This is a genomic window from Tepidimonas sp. HKU77, from assembly GCF_049728535.1.
Classification (GTDB): domain Bacteria; phylum Pseudomonadota; class Gammaproteobacteria; order Burkholderiales; family Burkholderiaceae_C; genus Tepidimonas.
Genome location: NZ_CP187300.1, coordinates 1,935,302 through 1,958,891, shown reverse-complemented (window position 1 = coordinate 1,958,891; position 23,590 = coordinate 1,935,302). Strand labels below are relative to the sequence as shown.

At 68.0% G+C, this 23,590-nt stretch carries 22 protein-coding genes; 9 read left to right on the top strand and 13 right to left on the bottom strand.

Annotated features, from left to right (window positions below; genetic code table 11):
* The first annotated feature begins 47 nt into the window (after positions 1-47).
* The 3 genes from trxB to rpmG all read left to right on the top strand — a co-directional run bounded on the left by trxB (position 48) and on the right by rpmG (position 1,661).
* On the top strand, positions 48-998 hold the full coding sequence (gene trxB / locus ACPP3B_RS09475) for a thioredoxin-disulfide reductase (protein ID WP_299023019.1): 951 nt from the start codon (positions 48-50) through the stop codon (positions 996-998).
* Positions 999-1,236: 238 nt separating this feature from the next.
* On the top strand, positions 1,237-1,470 hold the full coding sequence (gene rpmB, locus ACPP3B_RS09470; protein WP_043698877.1) for a 50S ribosomal protein L28: 234 nt from the start codon (positions 1,237-1,239) through the stop codon (positions 1,468-1,470).
* Between the two features lie 20 nt (positions 1,471-1,490).
* Positions 1,491-1,661: a 50S ribosomal protein L33 gene (rpmG, locus tag ACPP3B_RS09465; RefSeq protein WP_143901721.1), complete on the top strand. Its 171-nt coding sequence runs from the start codon at positions 1,491-1,493 to the stop codon at positions 1,659-1,661.
* A 93-nt stretch (positions 1,662-1,754) separates the two neighbouring features.
* On the opposite strand, the gene ACPP3B_RS09460 is transcribed toward rpmG, so the two are convergent.
* Entirely contained in the window at positions 1,755-2,984 is a 1,230-nt protein-coding gene (locus ACPP3B_RS09460) for a DesA family fatty acid desaturase (RefSeq protein ID WP_424858820.1), read from the bottom strand.
* Between the two features lie 206 nt (positions 2,985-3,190).
* On the opposite strand from ACPP3B_RS09460, the gene ACPP3B_RS09455 reads away from it, so the two are divergent.
* From ACPP3B_RS09455 to ACPP3B_RS09445, 3 genes are read left to right on the top strand one after another with little or no spacing between them, the layout of a single operon-like run.
* Positions 3,191-3,958: a translesion DNA synthesis-associated protein ImuA gene (locus tag ACPP3B_RS09455; protein ID WP_424858819.1), complete on the top strand. Its 768-nt coding sequence runs from the start codon at positions 3,191-3,193 to the stop codon at positions 3,956-3,958.
* Positions 3,900-5,234 (top strand): hypothetical protein, encoded by a 1,335-nt coding sequence (locus tag ACPP3B_RS09450; RefSeq protein WP_424858818.1) that lies wholly within the window; start codon positions 3,900-3,902, stop codon positions 5,232-5,234. Before ACPP3B_RS09455 ends, ACPP3B_RS09450 begins: the two co-directional genes overlap by 59 nt.
* Positions 5,231-8,530 carry an error-prone DNA polymerase gene (locus ACPP3B_RS09445; protein ID WP_424858817.1) on the top strand — a complete coding sequence of 1,100 codons (3,300 nt, stop codon included), beginning with the start codon at positions 5,231-5,233 and terminating at the stop codon, positions 8,528-8,530. The genes ACPP3B_RS09450 and ACPP3B_RS09445 overlap by 4 nt, the downstream gene beginning before the upstream one ends.
* A 28-nt stretch (positions 8,531-8,558) precedes the next feature.
* Here the strand turns inward: ACPP3B_RS09445 and lexA are convergent, their stop codons facing one another.
* The 5 genes from lexA to ACPP3B_RS09420 form a co-directional block, all read right to left on the bottom strand.
* Positions 8,559-9,209 carry a transcriptional repressor LexA gene (gene lexA, locus ACPP3B_RS09440; RefSeq protein ID WP_424858816.1) on the bottom strand — a complete coding sequence of 217 codons (651 nt, stop codon included), beginning with the start codon at positions 9,207-9,209 and terminating at the stop codon, positions 8,559-8,561.
* 71 nt (positions 9,210-9,280) lie between these two features.
* On the bottom strand, positions 9,281-10,258 hold the full coding sequence (ylqF, locus tag ACPP3B_RS09435; protein ID WP_424858815.1) for a ribosome biogenesis GTPase YlqF: 978 nt from the start codon (positions 10,256-10,258) through the stop codon (positions 9,281-9,283).
* A 39-nt stretch (positions 10,259-10,297) separates the two neighbouring features.
* Positions 10,298-10,987, bottom strand: a complete 690-nt coding sequence (locus tag ACPP3B_RS09430) for an HAD family hydrolase (protein WP_424858814.1) — start codon at positions 10,985-10,987, stop codon at positions 10,298-10,300.
* 98 nt (positions 10,988-11,085) lie between these two features.
* Positions 11,086-11,391, bottom strand: a complete 306-nt coding sequence (locus tag ACPP3B_RS09425; RefSeq protein WP_299021197.1) for an H-NS histone family protein — start codon at positions 11,389-11,391, stop codon at positions 11,086-11,088.
* A gap of 55 nt (positions 11,392-11,446) precedes the next feature.
* Positions 11,447-12,421, bottom strand: a complete 975-nt coding sequence (locus tag ACPP3B_RS09420; protein WP_424858813.1) for an RluA family pseudouridine synthase — start codon at positions 12,419-12,421, stop codon at positions 11,447-11,449.
* A 564-nt stretch (positions 12,422-12,985) separates the two neighbouring features.
* On the opposite strand from ACPP3B_RS09420, the gene ACPP3B_RS09415 reads away from it, so the two are divergent.
* The 3 genes from ACPP3B_RS09415 to ACPP3B_RS09405 all read left to right on the top strand — a co-directional run bounded on the left by ACPP3B_RS09415 (position 12,986) and on the right by ACPP3B_RS09405 (position 17,805).
* Positions 12,986-15,979, top strand: a complete 2,994-nt coding sequence (locus ACPP3B_RS09415) for an Rne/Rng family ribonuclease (protein WP_424858812.1) — start codon at positions 12,986-12,988, stop codon at positions 15,977-15,979.
* 78 nt (positions 15,980-16,057) lie between these two features.
* Entirely contained in the window at positions 16,058-16,552 is a 495-nt protein-coding gene (locus tag ACPP3B_RS09410) for a hemerythrin domain-containing protein (RefSeq protein WP_424858811.1), read from the top strand.
* Between the two features lie 98 nt (positions 16,553-16,650).
* A complete protein-coding gene (locus ACPP3B_RS09405; RefSeq protein ID WP_424858810.1) occupies positions 16,651-17,805 on the top strand; it encodes an alpha-hydroxy acid oxidase in 1,155 nt (384 codons plus the stop codon).
* Positions 17,806-17,909: 104 nt separating this feature from the next.
* On the opposite strand, the gene soxB is transcribed toward ACPP3B_RS09405, so the two are convergent.
* The 7 genes from soxB to ACPP3B_RS09370 form a co-directional block, all read right to left on the bottom strand.
* Entirely contained in the window at positions 17,910-19,634 is a 1,725-nt protein-coding gene (gene soxB, locus ACPP3B_RS09400) for a thiosulfohydrolase SoxB (protein WP_424858809.1), read from the bottom strand.
* 121 nt (positions 19,635-19,755) lie between these two features.
* Positions 19,756-20,067, bottom strand: coding sequence for a thiosulfate oxidation carrier complex protein SoxZ (gene soxZ, locus ACPP3B_RS09395; protein WP_424858808.1), 312 nt, complete (start codon positions 20,065-20,067; stop codon positions 19,756-19,758).
* Between the two features lie 36 nt (positions 20,068-20,103).
* A complete protein-coding gene (gene soxY, locus ACPP3B_RS09390) occupies positions 20,104-20,556 on the bottom strand; it encodes a thiosulfate oxidation carrier protein SoxY (protein WP_424858807.1) in 453 nt (150 codons plus the stop codon).
* A gap of 52 nt (positions 20,557-20,608) precedes the next feature.
* A complete protein-coding gene (locus ACPP3B_RS09385) occupies positions 20,609-20,941 on the bottom strand; it encodes a c-type cytochrome (RefSeq protein WP_299020179.1) in 333 nt (110 codons plus the stop codon).
* A 94-nt stretch (positions 20,942-21,035) separates the two neighbouring features.
* On the bottom strand, positions 21,036-21,806 hold the full coding sequence (locus tag ACPP3B_RS09380; protein ID WP_424858806.1) for a c-type cytochrome: 771 nt from the start codon (positions 21,804-21,806) through the stop codon (positions 21,036-21,038).
* 11 nt (positions 21,807-21,817) lie between these two features.
* Positions 21,818-23,170, bottom strand: a complete 1,353-nt coding sequence (gene soxC, locus ACPP3B_RS09375) for a sulfite dehydrogenase (RefSeq protein WP_299020177.1) — start codon at positions 23,168-23,170, stop codon at positions 21,818-21,820.
* On the bottom strand, positions 23,163-23,555 hold the full coding sequence (locus ACPP3B_RS09370; RefSeq protein WP_424858805.1) for an ArsR/SmtB family transcription factor: 393 nt from the start codon (positions 23,553-23,555) through the stop codon (positions 23,163-23,165). Before ACPP3B_RS09370 ends, soxC begins: the two co-directional genes overlap by 8 nt.
* Positions 23,556-23,590: the final 35 nt, after the last annotated feature.

Sequence of the window (23,590 nt, the reverse complement as noted above, 5' to 3'; positions counted from 1 at the left end):
ACCAGACCCATGCCCGGCGCGGCCGACGTCTCCGTACAATCGGGCGTATGACGACCCATGCCCACGTGCTCATTCTCGGCTCCGGCCCGGCCGGTTATACCGCCGCCATCTATGCGGCGCGCGCCAACCTGAAACCGGTGCTCATCACCGGGCTGGCGCAAGGCGGCCAACTCATGACCACCACCGAGGTGGACAACTGGCCTGCCGACGTGCACGGGGTGCAGGGGCCGGAGCTGATGCAGCGCTTCCAACAGCACGCCGAGCGCTTCGCCACCCAGATCGTTTTCGACCACATCCACACCGTGGACTTGTCGCGCCGCCCCTTCACCCTCACGGGCGACAGCGGCACCTACACGTGTGACGCCCTCATCGTCGCCACCGGCGCCTCGGCCAAATACCTGGGCCTGCCCTCCGAGCAGGCGTTCATGGGGAAAGGCGTCAGCGCCTGCGCCACCTGCGACGGCTTTTTCTACCGCGGCCAGGACGTGTGCGTGGTCGGCGGCGGCAACACCGCGGTCGAAGAAGCGCTGTACCTGTCCAACATCGCGCGCAAAGTCACGCTCATTCACCGCCGCGACACATTTCGCGCCGAGGCCATCATGGTCGACAAGCTGATGGAAAAGGTGCGCGAGGGAAAAATCGAACTCAAGCTGTGGCACGTGCTCGACGAGGTACTCGGGGACGCCAGCGGCGTGACCGGCGTGCGCATCCGCCACGTGCAGACCGACGCCACCGAAGAGCTGGCGCTGCAAGGCGTCTTCATCGCCATCGGGCACAGCCCCAACACGCAGATCTTCCAAGGCCAGCTCGAGATGAAAGACGGCTACATCGTCACCCGCGGCGGGCAAGAGGGCTTTGCCACCATGACCAGCGTACCAGGCGTGTTTGCCGCTGGCGACGTGGCCGACCACGTCTACCGCCAGGCCATCACCAGTGCCGGCACGGGCTGTATGGCGGCGCTGGACGCGCAGCGCTTTCTGGAACAGCAATCCGCCTGAGGCCGCCGCGCAGGACACCCACTGCGCGAGCCGTTATAATCTTGGGTTTGCTGCTGACTGGTGGCAGCAGACTGGTAGCAGCAATTGGGCCGCTTGCGAGCCGGAGCCGTCCACACGGCGTGAATCCTTTTCCAACAGGCACTCCACGTGTGGCAGGCGGCGCAACACAGGACGCAAGCGAGGTGCAGCCCTGGCCCACCAGGCCGGGGCGGCTTACATTTTTTCTGGAGTGGCCAACATGGCACGCGTGTGCGAAGTCACGGGCAAAAAGCCCATGGTGGGGAACAACGTCTCCCACGCCAACAACAAAACCAAGCGCCGGTTCCTGCCGAACCTGCAAACCCGCCGTTTCTGGGTCGAGAGCGAAAACCGCTGGGTGCGGCTGCGCGTCTCGGGCGCGGCGCTGCGCCTGATCGACAAAGTCGGCATCGATGCCGTGCTCGCCGACCTGCGTGCCCGCGGTCAGGCCTGATCACCACATAGGAGTCCATCATGGCTGCCAAAGGCGGACGCGAAAAAATCAAGCTGGAATCCACCGCGGGGACCGGCCACTTCTACACCACCACCAAGAACAAAAAGACGACGCCGGACAAGCTGTCGTTCATGAAGTTCGATCCGGTGGCGCGCAAGCACGTCGAGTACAAGGAAACCAAGCTCAAGTGAGCATCGGCCGGTCCCGGCCGGTGACGATCGTTTCCCACCCATAAAAAACCGCCAGCGCTGCTGGCGGTTTTTGTTTTTAGACGGCCACCGTGTTCATGCGGGCGAAGCCGTGTTCATGCGGGCGGCGCGCAGCCGTTGGGCAAAGTCACGCAGCGCCTGGATGCCACTGGCTTCGGCGCGCTGGATCCACGCCTGCAACTCGCGCGCCATTTGTTCGCGCGTGAGCGTGCTGTCACTCCAGAGTCGGCGCAGCTCCTCGCGCATGGCATGCATGGTGGCCAGCGTCGGCGCGGCGTGCAGCACCTGCTGCAGCCGCTCGCGCACCGGCGTGGGCACGTGATCGGTGTCGCGGTGCAGCCAACGCCGCGCCAACTTCAGCAGCGACTCGTCACCCACCTGAGCACGCAGCGACGCCCACTCCGCGCGCATGGCGGCACGCATCTCGCGCGCGTATCGGGCCATGACTTCGTAGCGGTTGGCCACGATGGCTTCCAGCGTCTGTTCATCCGGCACCGGCTTGACATCGCCAAACGCCAACTTGGGCGGCACCTTCTTCGGCGTGGCCAGCCCCAGTTTGGCCAGCGCCTGGATGTAGAGCCAGCCGATGTCGAACTCGTAGGGCTTGACGGAAAACTTGGCCGACGTCGGGAAGGTGTGGTGGTTGTTGTGCAGCTCCTCACCGCCGATGATCACCCCCCAGGGCGACACGTTGGTGCTGGCGTCGGGCGCCTCGAAGTTGCGATACCCCCAGTAGTGGCCGATGCCGTTGATGACGCCCGCCGCCCAGAACGGGATCCACACCATCTGCACCGCCCACACGGCCAGACCCGCAGCACCGAACAGCACCACATCCAGGATCAGCATCAGGCTCACGCCCAGGCGCGAATGGCGGGTGTACAGATGGCGCTCGATCCAGTCGTCGGGCGTGCCGTGCCCGTAGCGGCGCAGGGTGTCCGGGTTTTTCGCCTCGGCCCGGTACAGCTCGGCGCCTTCCCAGAACACCTTGCGGATGCCAAACACCTGCGGACTGTGTGGGTCGCCCTCTTGCTCGCACTTGGCGTGGTGCTTGCGGTGAATGGCCGCCCACTCCTTGGTAACCATGCCGGTGGTCAGCCACAGCCAGAAGCGGAAGAAGTGCGACACCACCGGGTGCAGATCCAGCGCGCGGTGCGCCTGGTGGCGGTGCAAAAACAGCGTGACGCTGACGATGGTGATGTGCGTCATCACCAGGGTGAACAGAACGATCTGCCACCACGAGGCTGCGGTCAGCCCCTGGGCCAGGAAGTCGATGAACGCGCTCCAGGCCGATTCCATTGCAAACATGCGATACCTTTGACAAACTCGACACGCCACTTGCCGCGCGGAGCTCAGCCCATGGTGAGCTGCCACCGCACCCAGTGACCAATCCATTGTAGGGGCAGACGGGCCGTTCACCAAGAGGGCGGGCCACCGTTGGGCGGATGGGGAAGCCCGTTGGGGCGCCTGCGCGGGTATCGACGGACAGCAGCCGCCCACGAGATACTGTTTTTATGTACAGTATCGGTATGCCGCTGCCGTTGCCTCGCCCCGACGTCTGGTGGGCCGACCAGCTCGCCCCCAGCGAACAGCCGACCACCCCGACCGGATGGTCGGCGCTCGATGCCGCCCTGCCGGGGCGCGGTTGGCCATTGGGCGCGTTGATCGAATGTGCCGTGGCCCCAGAGGCGCTGCCGTGGCGGCTGCTGCAGCCCGCGTTGCGAGCGGCCGCAGCACACGGCCCGATCGTCCTGATCGGCCTGCCGCTGGAGCCCCACGCCGCCGCCTGGGCGGCCCAGGGGGTGGAACCCTCACGGCTGCTGCGCGTGCACACGCACACCGATGCCGATGCCCTGTGGGCGGCCGAGCAGGTGCTGCGCTGCCCCGATGGCGCTGTGTGCTGGGTGCACGCCCGTCAGCCCACGGTGGCATGGATGCGGCGGCTGCAGCTAGCGGCTGCCGCGGCGCGGCGCGACACCACACGCCCCGGCGCCTGGCCCGCGCCACTGGTGTTGGCCAGCGTGGAGGACACGCGCGCCCTGCCTGCTTCGGCCGCCGCGCTGCGGCTGGTCGTCGAACCCGGCGATGCCGATGGCCTGCGGGTGCACGTCCGCAAGCGCCGCGGACCGCCCCTGTCCCATCCTATCTGGCTGGATGCGCCGCTGCCGCTGCGCCGCCTGTTGCCCGCGCCCGACGCCCTCTGTGCCAGCCCAAATACCCGCCATGTCGACCCCTGCCCTGTGGATCGCCTGCCTGCCCACCGGCCACTCGCCTGCGCCTGAACCCGCCGGTCCGTGGCTGGCGCACTATGGCCCCCAGCCCGCCGCACACGATGACGGTTGGGTGCTCGACGTGTCGGCCAGCATTCGCCTCTTCGGTGGCCGCGTGGCGCTGCTGCAACGCTTGCGGCGCGAGGGCCTGACGCATGGCTGGGGCCGCCTGGGTGCCGCCCCCACCGCGCTGGCCGCTCTGGCCTGCGCCCACCGCACTCCCGCCAACGGTGGGCTGCACGCTGCACTGGGGCCAGACTGGACGGCCCGCATCGACGCCCTGCCCATCGCGCACCTGAGCGCCACCCGCCCCCACGGCGCGGTGCTCGATGCCCTGGGCCTGCGCACCCTGGGGGCCCTGCGCGGCTGCCCGCGTCATGAATTGGCGCAGCGCACCTCGCCCGCGCTGCTGCAAGCGCTGGACGCGCTCTATGGCACGGCGGCGCTGGCCGTGCGCCCCTGGCAGCCGCCGCCCCGCTTTCGCCAGACCCTGGCGCTGCCCGCACCCAGCAGCGACGGCAGTGCACTCGCTTTTGCGGCCCAGCGCCTGTTGGTCCAGATGGCGCGCTGGCTGCACCGGCGGCAGGCGGGCGTGCTGCAATGGCGCCTGGGCTGGGTGGGCCAGCCGACCGACGCCGCGCTGCACTTTCGCCACCGTCGACCGTTGCGCGACCCGGCACAACTGCGACCGCTGCTGCACGAAGCGCTGGCGCGCACCGCGCTCAGCGCCCCGGTCGACGCCCTGTGGCTCGAGACGATCGACATCGCACCGTACCACGCCGAGGCAGCCAGCCTGCTGCCGGGGCGTCCCGCCGACGAGGCGCTCACCTGGAGCGCCGTGCTGGAGCGGCTGGTGGCCCGCCTAGGGCCCGAGCGGGTGCAAGCAGCGCAATTGGCCGCACACTGGGACCCGCTGCAGCGCCAAACCTGGCACCCGGCGCTGGCGCACGAACCACGCACCGCAGCGACGGGCTGTGTGCGCGCCCGTAGCGAGACTCGGTCGGCTGCGGTGCCAACGGCGCCAGCCGACACCCTCTGGGAACCCGCCTGGCGGCTGCCGCACCCTCGGCGCTTGGCCCTCGATGCGCGGGGGCGTCCACTGCTGCAGGGCCAACCCCTGCGCCGTCTGCTCGGCCCGCAGCGCATTGTCACCGGCTGGTGGAACATGCCCATCGCGCGGGATATTTACGTGGCCGCCACGCCCGACGGACGCTGTTGGTGGCTGTACCGGGTGCATGACGGCGCGGCCGAAGGCCCGCATTGGTTCTTGGCCGGGGTGTATGCATGACCCCATCGCCCCCATCCGCCGATGCGCCCGCCGCGCTGTATGCGCTGAGCCACTACAGCTTTTTGCGCGCAGCAGCCAGCCCGGACGCCCTGGTGCAACGGGCCCACGCGCTGGGCTATGCGGCGCTGGCGCTGACCGACGAGAACACGTTGGGCGGTGTGGTGCAGGCGCACCTCGCCGCCCGCGCCTGTAGGCTGCGGCTGCTGATTGGCGCCCACTGGCGGCTGCGCTGGCCGACACTCCCCGGGGGTGGATTCACCCTCGTCGCGTGGGCGGCCGACCGCAGCGGCTACGGACACCTGAGTGCCTGGATCAGCCAGCGGCGCCTGGGCCGCCACGACGCTGGCACCGCCCCCCACGACCCGCAGCGGCTGCCGCTGCACGCCCACGCCGATGAGGTGCCCGCGCTACCCGGCTGCCTGCTGATGGCCGTGCCCTGGGCCTGGGCGCTGCCGCTGGCCGACGATGCGATGTGGGACGCTGGGCTGCGCGCGCTCACCGGCTGGCTGCGCGAGCGTGGCCCCGAGCGCGGCTGGCTCGGCATCACGGCCGAGGGCCAGCTGCACGACGCGGCTTGGCAGCAACGGCTGCGGCAGGCCGCGCGCCAAGCCGGGCTGCCCGCGCTGGCCGCACCCGAGGTGCGCATGGCGCACCCCGATCAGCAGGCGCTGCTCGACACCCTGACCGCTATCCGGCTGCGGCGGCCCGTGGCCGACTGCGGGTTGGCGCTCAGCCCCCATGCCGAGGCGCACCTGTGGCCCGCGCCGCGCTGGGCGCGGCGCTTTGCCCCCGAGCTGATTGCCGAGACGCGCGCGGTGGTCGAGCGCTGCACCTTCGGCCTGGACGAGTTGCGCTACGAATACCCGGACGAAATCGTGCCCCAGGGGCTGACGGCCACGCAACACCTGCGCGCACTGGTGGAGGCAGGCGCGCGCCAGCGCTACCCGCATGGCATACCAGCCCCCGTGCAGGCGCAGCTCGAACACGAACTCGCCCTCATCGCCGAGCTGCGCTACGAGCCCTACTTTCTGACGGTCTACGACATCGTGCGCTTCGCACGCTCGCGCGACATCCTGTGCCAGGGCCGGGGATCGGCGGCCAACTCGGCCGTGTGCTACTGCCTGGGCATTACCGAGGTCGATCCGGCAAACCATTCCCTGCTGTTCGAGCGCTTCATCAGCCGCGCGCGGGCCGAGCCGCCCGACATCGACGTCGACTTCGAGCACCAGCGGCGCGAGGAAGTGATCCAATACCTCTACGCCAAGTATGGCCGCGAGCGCGCCGCCCTGGCCGCCAGCCTGATCCGCTGGCACGGCCGCAGCGCCATCCGCGACGTGGGCAAGGCCCTGGGGCAGGATGCGGCCACCATCGACGCGCTGGCGCGCCAGTGCGGCCACCGCGAACCGCAGGAGCTGGAGCCGGCCGCGCTGGCCGCCGCGGGCTTGTCCCCCGACGACCCCACCGTGCAGCGCTGGCTGGCGCTGGCGCAGGCGCTGGTCGGCGCGCCGCGCCACCGCTCGCAGCACACGGGCGGCTTCGTGCTCACGCGCGGCCCGCTCACCCACACCGTGCCGGTGGTGCCCGCCGCCATGCCGGGACGCACAGTGATCGAATGGGACAAGGACGACATCGACGCGCTGGGCTTGCTCAAGGTGGACGTGCTCGCGCTGGGTATGCTCAGTGCGCTGCACGGCGCGCTGCGCTTGGTGGGCCAGTGGCGCGGGCGACCCTTCACGCTGGCCGACCTGCCGCGCGAGGACACCGCCACCTACGCCATGATCCAACGCGCCGACACGGTGGGCGTGTTTCAGATCGAAAGCCGCGCCCAGATGAGCATGCTGCCGCGCCTGCAGCCCGCGTGTTTCTACGACCTGGTGGTACAGGTGGCCATCGTGCGCCCCGGGCCCATCCAGGGGGGTATGGTCCACCCCTACCTGGCCGCACGCGAGCGCCAGCGCCGGGGCGAGCCCGTATCATTGCCGCGACCCGAGCTGGCCCCCGCCTTGGCGCGCACGCTGGGTGTGCCCATTTTTCAGGAGCAGGTGATGCAAATCGCCATGCTGGCTGCGGGCTTTAGCGCCGAAGAAGCCGACGCCCTGCGCCGCGCCATGGGCGCGTGGCGCCGCCGTGGCGAGCTGGAGCGCTTCGAGCAGCGGCTGCTGGCCGGCATGGCCGAGCGTGGCTACGACGCGGACTTTGCCCAGGCCATCGTGCGCCAGATCCGCGGTTTTGGCAGCTATGGCTTCCCGGAGAGCCATGCCGCCAGCTTCGCGCTACTGGCTTATGCGAGTGCCTGGCTCAAGTGCCACGAGCCCGCCGCTTTTTTGGCCGCGCTGCTCAATGCCCAACCGATGGGCTTTTATGCCCCGGCCCAGCTGGTGCAAGACGCCCAGCGCCACGGGGTGGTCGTGCGCCCGGTGGACGTCTGCCACAGCGACTGGGACTGCACGCTGGAGGCGACGGCCGCCCCCGCTCAGTCGGATGCCGACCGGGGCGATCGAGCCCCCGCGGACCCCAGGGGCGCACCGGCCGTGCGGCTGGGTCTGCGGCTGGTCGACGGATTGGGCGAGGCCAGCGGCCAACGCATCGTGGCGGCGCGCCGCGCGCAACCTTTTGCCAGTGTCGAGGATCTGGCGCGCCGCGCCCGGCTGGACCGCGCGGCCCTGCACGCCCTGGCGCGCGCCGATGCGCTGTCCGGGCTGGCCGGGCACCGCCGCCAGCAGTGGTGGGCCGTCACGGGTTGGCACCCACCGCTGGCGCTGGAGCGTGCCGCGCCCCCCGAGCGCACGCCCGAACCCGACGCCGCTGGCGCCGCGCACGTGGCCGACGCCCGCGGCGCCCCCCCATGGCAGCCTCCCGCTGCCGAACTGGGCGAAGAAGTCTGGCAAGACTACGCCAGCCTGGGCCTGAGCCTGCGGGCGCACCCGCTGCGGCTGCTGCGACAGCGGCTACCCGCGCCGCGCTGGCTGACCGCGCAACAGCTGCGCGACCAGCCGGATCGGCGGCTGGTGGGCGTGTGCGGACTGGTCATCGCACGCCAAAAACCCGCCACCGCCCAGGGCGTGCTGTTTCTGACGCTGGAAGACGAAACCGGCACGGTCCAAGTCATCGCCTGGCGCAGCGTGCAGGCGCGCTTTGGGCCGGCGCTGCGGCACGGACGGTTGCTGGCCATCCGGGGCCAGTGGCAACGGCACGGCGATGGCGCGCACGCGGTGTGCCACCTGATCGCCGGTCATGTGCACGACTGCAGCGACTGGCTCGACGGCCTGACCGTGGCCAGCCGGGATTTTCACTGAGCCGCTGCGAGCAGCAGCCTACAGGGCGTCAATCCCAGCCGCGGTCGCGCAACAGACCGACCACGACCCCCTCGATGACGAACGCCTCGCCGGGCCGCACGATGCGATCCGGCACCTCCGGGTTGGCCGCCTGCAGCCGCCAGCCCGCGCCATCGCGCTGCAGGCGCTTGACCGTCACTTCGTCGCCCAGGCGGGCGACCACCGTTTGACCGGGGCGCGCCTCGCGCACCGCCTGCACGGCCAGCAGGTCGCCGTCGTGAATGCCAGCGTCGCGCATCGACCAGCCACGCACCCGCAGCAAGTAGTCGGGCCGGCGTGCAAACCAACGCGGATCGGCCGGATACACCGCCTCCACGTGCTCCTGCGCCAAAATCGGCGATCCGGCCGCGACCCGACCGACCAGCGGCAACTGCAACAACGGCGGCTCGTTGGCCGCAGCCGTCGCGCCATCCCTCGCCAACACGCGTATCCCGCGCGCGCTGCCGTCGAGCAGCGCGATGGCACCTTTGCGCACCAGCGCACGCAAATGCGCCTCGGCCGCGTTAGGCGAGCGAAACCCGAATGCTTGCGCGATCTCGGCCCGGGTCGGCGGCACCCCGCGCGTGCGCAGCGACGCGAGGATGAAGTCGAGCACCTCGCGTTGGCGCGGGGTCAAATCCCCATGGGCAGAATCGGCCATCGGCGGGCGCGTCGGCTGGGGGCGAGACGAAAGCGAGGCGGGCTGCATGAACCCGGACTGTAGCAGCGCCTTCAGCGGGGCGTATCCCCCGCCCGATCGTCGTCCCCGGCAGCCGGTGCGGCCGCCTGCGGGCGCGGTCGGCGCTGGGCACGTTGGGCCTGCCGCTCGGCCTCGGCCGCCTCGGCGGCAGCGCGCCACGTGGCAAACGCCTGCGGTGTCTCGAGTGTGATGCGCCCGATGGCACCGGCGCGAAAGTCGGCCAGTAGCGCCTCACCCGCCTTGTGCGGGTCAATGCGCCCACCAGGCAGCAGGGCCCCGCGTTTGCGGCCGATCGCCGCCAGCAGCTCATGGGCGGGCTCGGTGGCAATCTGCTCCACCGTCCCCCCCAAGCGATACCGGGCTGCCAGCAGCCCGGGGTAATCTGCCTGCAGCACACGCAGCAGGGCCAGCGCCACTTCCTCCTCATCGTAAGCGTTGCGGCCCACGGCCCCACTGGCGGCCAACCAGTCGCCACTCTCCGGCACCACGATCTTGGGCCACAGCATGCCCGGCGTGTCGACCAGGTACACGTCGTCGGCCAGCACCACACGCTGCTCTTGCTTGGTCACCCCCGGCTCGTCGGCGGCCTTGGCCGCGCGCTTGCCCACCAAGGTATTGATGAGGGTGGACTTGCCCACGTTGGGGATGCCCGCGATGAGCACCCGCAGCGGCTTGACCATGCCCCCGCGGTGCGGCGCGAGCCGCCGACATTCGGCCACCAGCGTGCGGGCCGGCCCCGGGACGTGCGCGTGCAGCGCGATCGCACGCGTGCGCGGCTGTGCGTTGTAGTGCGCCAACCACTGCTCGGTGCGCACGGGGTCGGCCAAATCGGCTTTGTTGAGCACTTTCAGCGTGGGGCGCGCCCCAATCAGCTCTGCCAGCAGCGGATTGGCGCTGGAGCCGGGCAAGCGGGCATCGAGCAACTCGATGACGACGTCGATGGCTTTGAGCCGCTCGCGCAGCGCCTTGAGCGTCGCGTGCATGTGACCGGGAAACCACTGGACACTCACCGCCAACTCCCCCTCGGTGGAAAAAGGCGTCGGCTGCGCTCACGCATGGTCACGCAGCCAACCATGCAACTCGGCCACCGTGTGCGCCACGAAGCGCGGTTGCAGCGCGCGCAGATCGTCGTGCGGATGGGCGCCATAGGTCACCGCCACCGCGTCGCAACCGGCTTGCTGCGCCATCAGCAAGTCATGAGTCGTGTCACCGATCATCAGGGTGCGCTCGGGCGGCACGTCCAGCTCGTCCATCAGCTCCAGCAACATCTGCGGATGCGGCTTGCTCGCGGTCTCATCCGCCGTGCGCGAGGCGTGAAAGACCCCGTGCAGCGCCACCGTTTGCAACGCGACGTCGAGCCCGCGCCGGCTTTTGCCCGTGGCCACCGCCAGCCAGTGGCCACGCGCGCGCAGATCGTGCAACAGCGGCAGCACGCCCTCGAACAGCGTCACCGCGTGTTGCTGCGCAAACCAATGGTGGCGGTAACGCTCGACCAGGAGTGGCTGGCGCTCGGGCGGCACATCGGGCGCCACGTGGGCCAACGCCTGCGCCAACCCCATGCCGATAACCCACGCCGCGCGCTCGCGCGACGGCGGCTCGCCGCCAACATCACGCACCGCCGCTTGGATGCAGCCGACGATGAGCGCGGTGGAGTCGAACAGCGTGCCATCCCAGTCGAAGGCGATCAGGTCATAGCGACGCGGCCGCGTAGCAGCTGCGAAACGGTTTGGTTCGGTCACGACCCATCCAGAAAGGCAAAGCGCCCCACAGGGGCGACCCTCAAAAAGACGAAAGGCGCTTGACCGGCGCCTTTCGTCGGCCATGGGTGGAAGATCCCTCAGGCGACGCGATAGTTCTCGATGTTGCCGCCCGCCGCCAGGATCTCCCGCACCCACGCGGGCTTGCGACCCGGTCCACCCGACCAGGTTTCGCCATTGGGGCCGCGATACTTGACTTCGCCTTTGCCCCGGCCTGCCTTGCCCTTGCGGCCAGCGGAACCCCCCAAATCTTGCACGGTGATGCCATATTCCGCCATGCGGGCGCGGATCTCGGCGATCACGGCGGCACGCTCTTGCTTGCGCAATTGTTCGGCCTGCGCCAGCAGGGCTTCTGCCTGCGCCTTGAGCTCTGCATAGGTTGCCATAACGACGTTGCTCCTGAATGTCAAAGAAATGTGGCGAACCACATGACTATTGTAATCACAAAAACCGTTGCACGTCACCCCATTGCGCCAATTCGGGCGGCAGTGGGGCCTGCAAGCTCAATTCTTCACCCCGCACGGGATGGCGAATCGACAGCCGCCAGGCATGCAAAAACATACGCCGCAGCCCGGAGCGTGACAGCCAACGGTTCCATTCGAAATCACCGTACTTGTCGTCGCCCGCGATGGGATGCCCGCAATGCGCCAGATGCACCCGAATCTGATGCGTGCGTCCGGTTTTGATCGTCACGGCCAGCAGGCTCATTGGCGGCGCATCGGGCGGCGCGTCCGGTGGCGGTTGCACGGTGCCGAGCACACGCACGAGCGAAATGGAGCGCTGTCCCTGTGGGTCGCGCGCATCGGTGACGCGCACCCGCCGCTCGCCATCGGGCAACAGGTATTTGTGCAGCGGCACATCGATCACCTTGCGCCCGGCGGGCCACACCCCGCGCACCAACGCCAAATAGGTTTTGCCCGTGCTGCGCTGCCGAAATTGATCCTGCAGGGCCTTGAGCGCACTGCGCTTCTTGGCCACCAGCAGCACCCCACTGGTGTCGCGGTCCAAGCGATGCACCAACTCCAGCAGCGGCGCCTGCGGATGCGCCCGGCGCAACTGCTCGATCACACCGAACGCCACCCCGCTGCCCCCATGCACCGCCACCCCGGCGGGTTTGTCCACCGCCAGCAGCACCTCGTCTTCGTACAGCACGGGGAAGGTGCGCGCCGGCACGGCGGGTGCGGCCTCGGGCGAACGCTGGGGCACGCGAACCGGGGGCAGCCGCACATCGTCACCCGGGTGCAAGCGCGTATCGGCACGCGCACGCGCCTTGTTCACGCGCACCTCACCACTGCGGATGATGCGGTAGATCAGTGGCTTGGGCACGCCCTTGAGCTCGCGCAGCAAAAAATTGTCGAGCCGCTGATCGGCGGACTCGGCATCGACGGTGAGGTGACGGACGGCAGGGACGGACATGAAAACGAGCCAAAGGGCCGGGCGGCACGCGGGCACGGTGGGCGGTCTATAATGCCCTTGCTTGTTCGTGCGCCGAAAGATGTTCGGGGTGCCACGAAGTGTACGGCACGCCCAGAGAGGGCGCAGGCAGGCAACCGTTGCCGAACCCCAGGCGGGGTGCCGCATTCGACCCCCGTTGGCCCGGGGCCCAAAGGCCCGCCAGCGGAAAGACGCGCACCGCCGGGATGAACCGACGTCCAGTCAGCGAACCCGAACCGGAATACCCCAAACGTGCAGCCCGCCACCTGTCTGATCTCGCGGCGTCGGTCTGCACGAGGACCCAGTGACCACCGAGACGCCCGCCCACCCGTGTCGTACGACGGCCCGTCATCCCTGTTCACCGTGATCCACGCGCCCATGCCCGGGAGCGTGTCCACACCCTGCCTGGCGCTGCGCCACGCAGGGTGACACGCCTTCCCGCAGCTCTCCGGCCATTCCTCCCTCGTTCGCTCGATCGGTCTGCGGTTTGCGGCATCCGCGCCCCACCGGGGGCGCTCGTACGAGACTGTGTTCGAGGAACGCACGATGAAACGCATGTTGATCAACGCCACGCAGGCCGAAGAGCGCCGCCTGGCGATCGTGGATGGGCAGAAACTGCTCGATTACGAAATCGAAATCGAAGGGCGTGAGCAGCGCAAGGGCAATATCTACAAGGCCGTCGTCACGCGCGTCGAGCCGTCGCTGGAAGCCTGCTTCGTCGACTACGGTGAGGAACGCCACGGCTTTTTGCCGTTCAAGGAAATCTCGCGCCAGTATTTCCAGGGTAACGTGCCACCGTCGCAGGCCCGCATCCAGGACGTCATCAAAGAAGGCCAGGACCTGCTGGTGCAGGTGGAAAAAGAGGAGCGAGGCAACAAGGGGGCAGCGCTGACCACTTTTATCAGCCTAGCCGGCCGCTATGTGGTGCTGATGCCCAACAATCCCCGCGGTGGCGGCGTGAGCCGGCGCATTGAGGGTGACGATCGCGCCGAATTGAAGGCCACGCTCGACAAGCTGGAATACCCCAGCGGCATGAGCATCATCGCGCGCACCGCCGGCATCGGGCGCGAAGCCGCGGAGCTGCAGTGGGACCTCAATTACCTGCTCAAGCTCTGGAGCGCGATCGAAGGCGCCGCCAAGTCGCTGACCAAGCCCGAGTTGATCTACCAGGAATCGACCCTGGTCATTCGCGCCATCCGCGACTATTTCAACAGCGACATCGGCGAGATCCTGATCGACACCGACGATATCTTCGAGCAGGCCAAGGGTTTCATGTCCCACGTCATGCCCGAGTATGTCAACCGGGTCAAGCGCTACCGCGACAACGCGCCGCTGTTTTCGCGCTTCCAAATCGAGCACCAGATCGAGACCGCCTACAGCCGCACCGTCACCCTGCCCTCGGGCGGTGCCATCGTGATCGACCAGACCGAGGCGTTGGTGGCCATCGACGTCAACTCGGCGCGCGCGATCAAGGGGGGTGACATCGAGGAGACCGCGCTGCGCACCAACCTCGAAGCGGCCGATGAAGTCGCGCGCCAGGCCCGCTTGCGCGACTTGGGCGGCCTGATCGTGATCGACTTCATCGACATGGAGGACAGCAAGAACCGGCGCGAGGTCGAAAACCGCCTGCGCGAAGCGCTGCGGCAAGACCGCGCGCGCGTGCAGTTCGCGCCCATCAGCAAGTTTGGGCTGCTCGAGATGAGCCGTCAGCGCCTGCGCCCGACGCTGTCCGAGGGTGCCTCCATCCCCTGCCCGCGCTGCGGCGGCTCGGGCCACATCCGCGACACCGAATCGTCGGCGCTGCAAATCCTGCGCGTCATCCAGGAAGAGTCACTCAAAGACAACACCGCCGCCGTGCTGGTGCAAGTGCCGGTCGAGGTCGCCAGTTTCTTGCTCAACGAAAAGCGCGTCGAGATCACCAAAATCGAGCTCAAGCAGCGCATCAGCGTGCTGCTGGTGCCCAACAAGTCGCTCGACACGCCCAACTACAAGCTCGAACGCCTCAAGCACGACGACCCGCGGCTGGACAACCTGGACGCCAGCTACAAGCTGGCCGACATCGCCGAAGACATCGCGCTGGTCACCCGCCGCAGTCAGGAACGCACCAACCGGCAAGAGCCGCTGATCAAGGGTGTGCTGCCCGACGGCCCGGCGCCGGTGGCCGCGCCCCGGCCCGAGGCAGCCGCGCCCTCGCCCCACCCCGGCGTGGTGGCGGCGCAGCCCTCTGCCCCCACTCCCGCCCCTGCCGCGCGTGCGGCGACCGCGGCGCCGGTGGCCGCCGAAACGGGCTTCATCGCCTGGCTCAAGCGGCTCTTTGGCTGGCAAGCCGTGCCAGCAGCGGCCACACCGGCACCGGCCGCGCCGGCTGCTACGCCGGCGACCGCGTCGCCCGCACAGCCTGGCGGCGACGAACCACGCCAGTGCCAGGGCCGCGGCGGCCGTGACCGCCCCCGCAACGACGCCCGCTCGCGCGCCGAGCGATCGGCCGAAGGCCCCTCCGCTGGTACCGGTGATGCCCGGGTATCGCGTGCCGAGGAAGGCGCCACCGAAGGACGCCGCGAGCGCGGAGAGCGGGCGGGCGAGCGCCGTCCACGCAGCGAGCGCCCGGCTCGCCCACCGCAAGCGGACGGTGCGCAACAGACACGGTCGGCATCCAACGCCGCACCCGTCGAGTCCGACGACGTGGCGGCCACCGCCCCGGCAGTGGCGGCGGCTGAGGCTGGCGAGGCCACGACCGACGCGCGCGAACGGGGTGGGCGCGGCGATCGGCGTCGGCGTGGCCGCCGCTCGCGCGGCGATACCGCAGCCGCCGAGACAGCCACCACGCCCGACGCAGCCGTCGTGCCCGACAGCATGACCACGGCTGCCCCCCGGCCGGAAACCGAGGGCGCAAACCCCGATGCAGCACCTGAGGCCGGCACACCCGCGCCGGGAGATGCAGCGGTCGCTACCGACGGCAACGAGTCGGCCCCGCGCGAGCGCCGCAGCCGCGACCGCTACGGGCGCGACCGTGCCCGCCGGGCGTCCACGCCAGCCACGTCGGATTCGGACGCGGTGCTCGACACCAGCGCGAGCACGCCGCAGCCCACCGCCGGGGACGGGGACGTGACAGTGGACACCCCGCGGCGCTCGTACTTTGCCCGGCCGCAGACGGCGCCGGCGGGCGAGGCCGAGGCCCGCGTCCAGCCGGCTCCGGCCCCGGTTCCCACAGCCGAAACCCCGCTGGCAGCGGACGTTCCCGCCGAGGCTACGGCACCCGCACCCGCCGCGGCGCCGATCGCCGCCAGCGGTGCCGACACTGCGCAACCATTCACCCTCCCCGTAGACGAGCTGGCGGCGCTGGCCCGTGCAGCGGGTCTGGAGTGGGTGCAGTCGGACGCGAACAAGGTCGCCGCTGCCCAAGCCGCGATCGCGGCCGAGCCCCCGCGCACACACACCCCGCGCGAGCCGCGGCCGGCACCCGCGGTCAGCGAAGGGCCGCTGGTGCTCATCGAGACCCGGCGTGATCTGCGCGACATGCGCTGGCCGTTCGACGCGTGAGCCTCCGCGCGCTTCGGGCCGGTGCGCCTTGACCTGCGTCAAGCCGCACGGCCCGCGTCCCCACTACCCTTGCGCGTCATGAGCACCGAGCCCTTTCCCGACATCCCGCCCCTGTACTGGAGCGACGCGCTCGCCACGGGTGACGCGCGCATGGACGAGACCCACGAGGAATTCGTGACCCAGCTCGCCGCGCTGCGCGCGCTGCCACACGACCAGCAGCTCGCACCCTACCGGGCGTTGGTCGCCCACACGCGGGAACACTTCGCGCGCGAGGAGCGCTGGATGGTCGCGGTTGGCTTTGCGCCCGACAACTGCCACGCCAGCCACCACCGGCAAATCCTCGACACCATGCGCGCGGTGGAGGAGCATTACCTGCAGGGCGACCACGAAATCATCGAGCGCATGGCCGCGGCGCTGGCCGAGTGGTTTCCCATGCACGCGCAGACCATGGACGCGGGGCTCGCGCAGCATATGCGCACGGTCGGCTTCGACTCGCGCAGCGAAACCCTGGCCGACCCCAGCCGCGTGCGCCCCGCCACCATGACGGGCTGCGGCAGCGTGCACTGCAGCTAAAACCCCTGCGCGCGTTTTTCTTCAAAGCGCGCCAGCCGCATTTCACGTGACGGGCTGGGGGCATCGGCGCTACGATGCGCGAAAAACGAGGAGACCCCATGCCCGTCATCACCTGCATCGACGACCTGCGCCGCCTGGCGCAGCGGCGCGTGCCGCGCATGTTCTACGACTACGCCGACAGCGGCTCGTGGACCGAGAGCACCTACCGCGCCAACGAATCGGACTTCCAGCCCATCCGCCTGCGCCAGCGCGTGGCCGTGCCGATGGAGCCGCGCAGCACGCGCACCACCATGGTCGGGCAGCCCGTGGCCATGCCCGTGGCGCTGGCGCCCACAGGGCTGACCGGCATGCAACACGCCGACGGCGAAATCCTCGCCGCTCGGGCGGCCAAGGCGTTTGGCGTGCCGTTCACGCTCTCCACCATGAGCATCTGCTCGATCGAAGACGTCGCCCAGCACGCCGGCGAGGGCTTTTGGTTTCAGCTCTACGTGATGCGTGACCGCGACTTCATCGCGCGCCTGATCGACCGCGCCAAGGCCGCCCGTTGTGGTGCGCTGGTGCTGACGCTGGACCTGCAGATCTTGGGGCAACGCCACAAAGACCTGAAAAACGGTCTGTCGGCACCGCCCAAACTGACCCTGCCCAACATCCTGAACATGATGACCAAGCCGCGTTGGTGCTGGGGCATGTTGCGCACGCCACGGCGGCAGTTCGGCAACATCGTGGGGCACGTCAAAGGCGTGGCCGACATGGGCAGCTTGTCGGCGTGGACGGCGCAGCAGTTCGACCCCACGCTCAACTGGGCCGACGTCGAGTGGATCAAAAAGCGCTGGGGCGGCAAGCTCATCCTCAAGGGCATCATGGACGTCGAGGATGCCAAGCTTGCCGCCAACTCGGGGGCGGACGCGATCATCGTCAGCAACCACGGGGGCCGCCAGCTCGACGGCGCCGAGTCCAGCATCCGCGCGCTGCCGCGCATCGTCGAGGCCGTCGGTTCGCAGATCGAGATCCACCTCGACAGCGGTATCCGCAGCGGGCAAGATGTGCTCAAAGCGCGCGCCCTCGGCGCACGGGGCACTTACATCGGCCGTGCCTTTCTGTACGGCCTGGGTGCGATGGGCGAGGCGGGCGTGACCAAGGCATTGGAGATCATCCACAAAGAACTCGACCTGACCATGGCCTTCACGGGCCACACGAACATCGAGACGGTGGACCGCTCGATCCTCATCCCCGGCACCTACCCCACGCCCTGACCGATTCGGGCGACCATCCCGGCCCGCACACCGTCTGCACACACCCGGCCCGCAAAAAAGCCCGCCGAGGCGGGCTTGGGGCGACGGCAGAAATCGCGAACGGCTTACGCTGCGATGCCGGGATTGCCGCCCACGTTGATGATCTTCGGTTGGTTGACCTTGACCGGCTTGATCACCTTCTTGTCGCGCAGATACGCTGAAACCACGTCCCAGATGGGGGTGCCGGTCACGCCTTCCTGCACCGACGCCCAACCCGCGACCTTGTACTTCTTGTCGGCCTCCAGCGGCTTGCCGCGCAGCGTCAAGTTCTGGATGCGCTGGCCCATGCGCGCCGTGGGGTCGATCGTGTACTGGATGCCGCCCACGCGCACCATGTCGCCGCCCTGCTGGTAGTACGGATCGGGGTTGAACAGGTTGTCGGCCACGTCCTCCATGATCTCCTTGATCTGGGCGCCAGTAAATTCGTTGAGCGTGGTGGCCGGATAGGTCATCGCCATCTGATCCATCATGCGCTCATAGGTGATGGCATCGCCCGGCAGCAAGCTGGTACCCCAGCGCACGCCTGGCGAGAAGGCGGCATCGGCGCCCTTGACCTCCATGAGCGCATCCAGGATCAACTGGTCCCAGGTGCCGTTGAAGTTACCGCGGCGGTACAGCAAGCCCTCGGTGACCGCGAGTTTTTCCTCCAGCTTGGCCTTGTACGGTGCGCGCACCTGTTCGATGAAGCGGGCCATCTCCGCGTCCGCCGGCAGCAGGTTGGAAAACACGGGCAGCAATCGATACTGGTAGCCGCGCACCTGGCCGTCGCGCACATCGAAGTCGAGCACGCCCAGAAACTTCCCGTTCGAGCCGGCATTGGTCACCAGCGTCTGACCGCCGGCATTTTTGACGATCACGGGCGCGGGCATCCCGTCGTGGGTGTGCCCGCCCAGGATGGCGTCCACCCCGCGCACCCGCGAGGCCATCTTGATGTCGACGTCCATGCCATTGTGCGACAGCACGACCACCACCTTCGCCCCTTTGGCGCGCACCTCGTCGACCATCTTTTGCAGGTGATCGTCGCGGATGCCGAACGTCCAGTCCGGCACCATCCAGCGCGGGTTGGCGATCGGCGTGTACGGGAACGCCTGCCCGATCACCGCCACGGGGATGCCGTTTTGCTCCTTGATAACGTAGGGCTCGAAGACCAGCTCCTCGAAGTCCGCCGTCTTGACGTTGTGGGCGACGAAGTCGATGTGACCCTTGAAGTCCTTCTCGACGATTTCCTTGACGCGCTGGGCACCGAACGTGAACTCCCAGTGCGGCGTCATGATGTTGACGCCGAGCAACTTGCAGGCGTCGACCATGTCTTGCGCATTGGTCCACAGCGACGTCGCCGAACCCTGCCAGGTATCGCCCCCGTCGCACAGCAGCGCGTGCGGTCGGCTCGCCTTGAGCATTTTGACCAGCGTGGCCAGGTGTGCAAACCCCCCTACCTTGCCATACGTCTTGGCCGCGCGCGTGAAATCCAGGTACGTGAAGGCATGCGCCTCGCGCGTGCCCGGACGGATGCCGAAATGCTTGAGCAGGTGCTCGCCCACCAGGTGGGGCGGGCGACCCTGGGCCTCGCCGAGACCCAGATTGACGCTGGGCTCACGAAAATAGATGGGGGTCAACTGCGCGTGGCAGTCGGTGAAGTGCAAAAAACTCACATTGCCGAACTTGGGCACATCGTAGAGCCGATTGGCAGCGCCCGGTTTGGCGGCCAACACGTCCTCGTGGGCGATGGTCATGCCAGACGCACTGGCGACGGCCAGCACCTGCAAAAACTCGCGGCGGCTAAAACTCATGGTGACGGTTCCTGTGGAAGCGGAGGTATCGGGGATGACAAAAAAGGCCAGCGGGCCGTGGGGTCCGCTGGCCCTCGGTGGACTGCGTCAGCGCAGCCCTGGGCGCTGGGGCGCTGCACGCTCAGGCGATGGCCGCCTCGTCGGTGCGCGACTCGCCCTTGTTGTCGGTCCACTTGACGACGACCTTGTCGCCCTTGGCCGCACCCTTGAACTTGAAGCTCAGAAACGGGTTTTGCGACACCGCCCCGCTCCACATCGCCTTGAGCACTTCTTTGCCATTGTGCGTGGCCACCACGTCCGTGATGTAGTGCGCCGGCACCAAGTTGCCCGACGCATCACGCCGCGTCCCTGGCTCCATCGGGTGGCTCATGAGCACCCGCACCGTCGTCACCCCACCGGCCTCGTTGGCCCGGATGCGCATCGGATCTGCCATGTCTGTTCTCCTTGTCTTTCCTTGCGTGGTGTCAGTTCAGCCGCCGCAGCCGCCGAGCGTCACCTTGGTTTCCTTGACCGCCGAGTACAGCTTGCCGTCGGCCTTGACCACCGCCAGCACGTTGGTGCTTTGCCCCATCTTCAGACGGGTCTGCACGTCGGCTTCCGTGCCCGCCGGAATCATGAACGCCGCCGCCAGCGGCGTCGGGTTCTTCTCCACCAGCAGGTAGATCTCGCTCGTGTTGGGGATCTTGCTGACCGCCCCCACCGGCACCACGGCACCGTTTTCGGCGATGTCGGGCGAAATGATTTGCACCTGGTCGCTCGTGGCCGGCTGCCCACCCACGGCCTTGAGCGCATCGGCCAGGCTCTTGGCCGCAAACGCGTCGCGGTTGGCCGCCAGCGCCTGCTCGGCCGTCACGATCCCCAGCGACACCAGCGTCGCCAGCGCTGTGCCGGTCTTGAGCACGGCACGTCGGTTCTGTTTCATGTTCAACTCCTTGTCAAACGAAGGTCCACGACGCGAATGCAACCGCATCACGTCACTTGTCGGGGGCACCCGCCAAAATCCACTCGGCGAGCAATTTCGCGTCATTGTCGCTCAAACCGGCTTGAGCCGGCATCGGCACCGGGCCCCACTTGCCCGCGCCGCCCTTCTTGATCGACGCCGCCAGTTCTTCGGGCTTCATGCCCTTGTACTTCTCGGCAATGGCCTTGTACGCCGGGCCGACCATTTTCTTGTCCACGGCATGGCAGCCCATGCACGCGCTCTTTTGGGCCAGCGCCTTGGCAGCGGCGGCGTCCATCGCGTGCGCGGGGACGGCCAACACCGCAACGGCGCCTGCGGCGATCGTCAGCAACGTCTGGATCTTCATCTCTCAGTCTCCTGGGTGGTGAATAGCCCGCTGCACGGGCCAGTGGGTTTGGATCGAAGGTTACAGGGTAGGTTCACTGTCTTTGCGTGAGGGGCTACTTGCGCGGTGGCTTGGTGGTGTCCCAGCCGCGCGTCGGACCAATCACTCGCTGTTGCTCGAACAGGTTACCGTGGGCATCGCGCATGTTCTCCGGCAACATCGACTTGATGTTGCCGTCGATCGGACAATCTTTCATGCATCGAGTATTGCGCACGTCGGGTTTGCCAGTGAAGGCATAGTTCGGCAACCACATCCCGTGCTCCAGCGTCATGCCGTTGCGGTTGGGCATGATCTTCTGGACTTCGGCGATATTCTGGTCGCTCAGCACGAAGTCCTCGGGCACAATGTCACCCAGGTGCAGGATGTAGGCCACGACGCCGTAGACGTCTTCGACCGACAGCGATTTGGGCGCGTTCCACGGCATGGCGCGGTTGATATAGTCCCACAGCGTCGAGATCGTGGGTACTTTCATCAGCGTGGTGCGCTGCGGGTAATGGGCCTCGGCGCGCAGATTGGCCACGCGGCCGGTTTCCATGTCTTTCTTGGTCGTGCCACCCACGATCGGCGTGAACACCTCGTTGGATTCGCCAAACTCGCCATGGCACGAGGCGCACTTGGTGTCCCACACTTCCTGCCCGTGGCGGACCGAACCCGACCCTTTGGGCAGACCCTTGAAGTCGGGGCGCACGTCGATATCCCAGGCTTTGATCTCCGCCGGTGTCGGGGCGCGCCCCAAGTTCGCCCAAGGTTGGTTGGCTTGCGCGGCACCGGCCATGCCCGCGCTCAGAAAGGCGGCCGCGATGGCCGCACGAAGGGGGGATGTCATGCGCTTCATCTTCAGTACACCTGCACGTTGGAGACTTCGCCGTTTTCCGCGACCAGCCAGCTCTGGATAGCGTTGTTGTGGTAGATCGACCGGGTACCGCGCACGGCACGCAACTGGTTGATCTTGGGCTGCACATAACCCGTGGAGTCGATCGCGCGGCTTTGCAAAATAGCCGGCTTGCCATCCCAGACCCAATCGAAGTTGAAGCGCGTGAACGCTTTGGGCAGGATGGGTTTTTCGAGCCGTGCAGGACGCCAGGTACGGCCACCATCGACCGATACGTCCACCGCTTTGATGGTGCCGCGCCCCGACCAGGCCAGCCCCGAGATGTTGTAGTAACCGCGATCCAGCAGCGTCTGACCGCCCGACGGGGTGGTGATGACGCTCTTGCATTCTTGGATACCGCTGTACTGGCGGTGCAGGCCGTTGGGCAGCAGGTCGATGTAGTGCACCGACTCGTCCTTGGTGCCCCAGGGCTTGTCGCCCACTTCGATGCGACGCAGGTATTTGACCGAGCTGACCGCCTGCACGCCCGGCACGATCAAGCGCAGCGGGTAGCCGTTCTCGGGGCGCAGCATCTCGCCGTTTTGCCCCCAAGCGACGATCACGTCGTCCATGGCGAGTTCGATGGGGATGGTGCGCGTCATCGACGAGCCGTCCGCCCCCTCGGCGAGCACATACTTGGCGCGCTTGCGGTCGATGCCGCACATGTCCAGCAGCGTCGACAGCAGCACCCCCGTCCATTCGGAGCAGCTGCACATGCCGTGCGTGTACTGCACCGTCGGCACGGCGACGTTGGCCCACTCCATCGCGGTGTTGGCGCCGCACTCCAGGAAGTGGATACGCGACACGCTGGGCAGGCGCATCAGCTCGTCCATCGTAAAGACACGCGGGCGCTTGATCAGGCCATCGTCGCCATGAATCATCAAGCGGTGACCTGAGGGGTCGATGTCCCACCAGCCTTGGTGGTGGCGCTCGAAGTGCAAGCCGCTGGGTGTGATGATGCCAAACAGCCCTTGCAACGGTGTGAAGCTAACCGACGCTTGCGACACGCGGGTCAGGCCCGGGCTCTCGCGGCGCTGCAGGTTGCTCTCCCACTTGCTGGGCATACCATAGCCTCGTGCCGCGACGGGCTGACCCAGACCCGTGGTGTGTTCGGGCAGCTTGAGGATGGCGTCCTCGCCCTCGGGAGCGGCAAGCGCTTTGCCCCCCACCACGGCCGAGGCTGCACCCGCCCCCATCGCCAACGCCTTGCCCATGAAGCTGCGTCGGGCCTTGCGGGCCTTCTCGAGCAGCTCCGGACTCAGATGATTCTCCGGCGCGGGCTGTACCCGGCCGATGACTTCACGGAGGTTGTCAGACACTGGCTTCTTCCTTTGATTCGACGGGGAATACCGACTCCAGCCCACCAGCGGTGCACCCCTGCCCCGAACCGGGGCGCACCTGCGCACGGCACACTTGCTGCGCGATCAGCCGACACAAGTCCCACTGCGGCGAGCGGGCAGCCCGGTAAAACACCCGACTGCCATCCCGACGACGCTCCAACAGACCCGCCTGGTGCAGTCGCGCCAGATGGCGCGATACATTGGGCTGCTCCAGACCCGTGATCTGCATGATGTCGTTGACGCAGCGCTCCTCGTCGCAGACCGCGTGCAGGATTCGCAACCGCGTCGGCTCCCCCAACAGACTGAAATAACGTGCGACCGACTCGTACATCGGCAGCAGCGCATCTGACGGAGAGGGCGACACCGAGGAATCCACGGCTGAAGTATATGATTGATTGC

Excerpts from the sequence above, each read along its gene's own strand:
- trxB (WP_299023019.1), top strand. The coding sequence starts at position 48 with ATGACGACCCATGCCCACGTGCTCATTCTCGGCTCCGGCCCGGCCGGT.
- rpmB (WP_043698877.1), top strand. The coding sequence starts at position 1,237 with ATGGCACGCGTGTGCGAAGTCACGGGCAAAAAGCCCATGGTGGGGAAC.
- rpmG (WP_143901721.1), top strand. The coding sequence starts at position 1,491 with ATGGCTGCCAAAGGCGGACGCGAAAAAATCAAGCTGGAATCCACCGCG.
- ACPP3B_RS09460 (WP_424858820.1), bottom strand. The coding sequence starts at position 2,984 with ATGTTTGCAATGGAATCGGCCTGGAGCGCGTTCATCGACTTCCTGGCC.
- ACPP3B_RS09455 (WP_424858819.1), top strand. The coding sequence starts at position 3,191 with ATGTACAGTATCGGTATGCCGCTGCCGTTGCCTCGCCCCGACGTCTGG.
- ACPP3B_RS09450 (WP_424858818.1), top strand. The coding sequence starts at position 3,900 with ATGTCGACCCCTGCCCTGTGGATCGCCTGCCTGCCCACCGGCCACTCG.
- ACPP3B_RS09445 (WP_424858817.1), top strand. The coding sequence starts at position 5,231 with ATGACCCCATCGCCCCCATCCGCCGATGCGCCCGCCGCGCTGTATGCG.
- lexA (WP_424858816.1), bottom strand. The coding sequence starts at position 9,209 with ATGGCCGATTCTGCCCATGGGGATTTGACCCCGCGCCAACGCGAGGTG.
- ACPP3B_RS09425 (WP_299021197.1), bottom strand. The coding sequence starts at position 11,391 with ATGGCAACCTATGCAGAGCTCAAGGCGCAGGCAGAAGCCCTGCTGGCG.
- ACPP3B_RS09420 (WP_424858813.1), bottom strand. The coding sequence starts at position 12,421 with ATGTCCGTCCCTGCCGTCCGTCACCTCACCGTCGATGCCGAGTCCGCC.
- ACPP3B_RS09415 (WP_424858812.1), top strand. The coding sequence starts at position 12,986 with ATGAAACGCATGTTGATCAACGCCACGCAGGCCGAAGAGCGCCGCCTG.
- ACPP3B_RS09410 (WP_424858811.1), top strand. The coding sequence starts at position 16,058 with ATGAGCACCGAGCCCTTTCCCGACATCCCGCCCCTGTACTGGAGCGAC.
- ACPP3B_RS09405 (WP_424858810.1), top strand. The coding sequence starts at position 16,651 with ATGCCCGTCATCACCTGCATCGACGACCTGCGCCGCCTGGCGCAGCGG.
- soxB (WP_424858809.1), bottom strand. The coding sequence starts at position 19,634 with ATGAGTTTTAGCCGCCGCGAGTTTTTGCAGGTGCTGGCCGTCGCCAGT.
- soxZ (WP_424858808.1), bottom strand. The coding sequence starts at position 20,067 with ATGGCAGATCCGATGCGCATCCGGGCCAACGAGGCCGGTGGGGTGACG.
- soxY (WP_424858807.1), bottom strand. The coding sequence starts at position 20,556 with ATGAAACAGAACCGACGTGCCGTGCTCAAGACCGGCACAGCGCTGGCG.
- ACPP3B_RS09385 (WP_299020179.1), bottom strand. The coding sequence starts at position 20,941 with ATGAAGATCCAGACGTTGCTGACGATCGCCGCAGGCGCCGTTGCGGTG.
- ACPP3B_RS09380 (WP_424858806.1), bottom strand. The coding sequence starts at position 21,806 with ATGACATCCCCCCTTCGTGCGGCCATCGCGGCCGCCTTTCTGAGCGCG.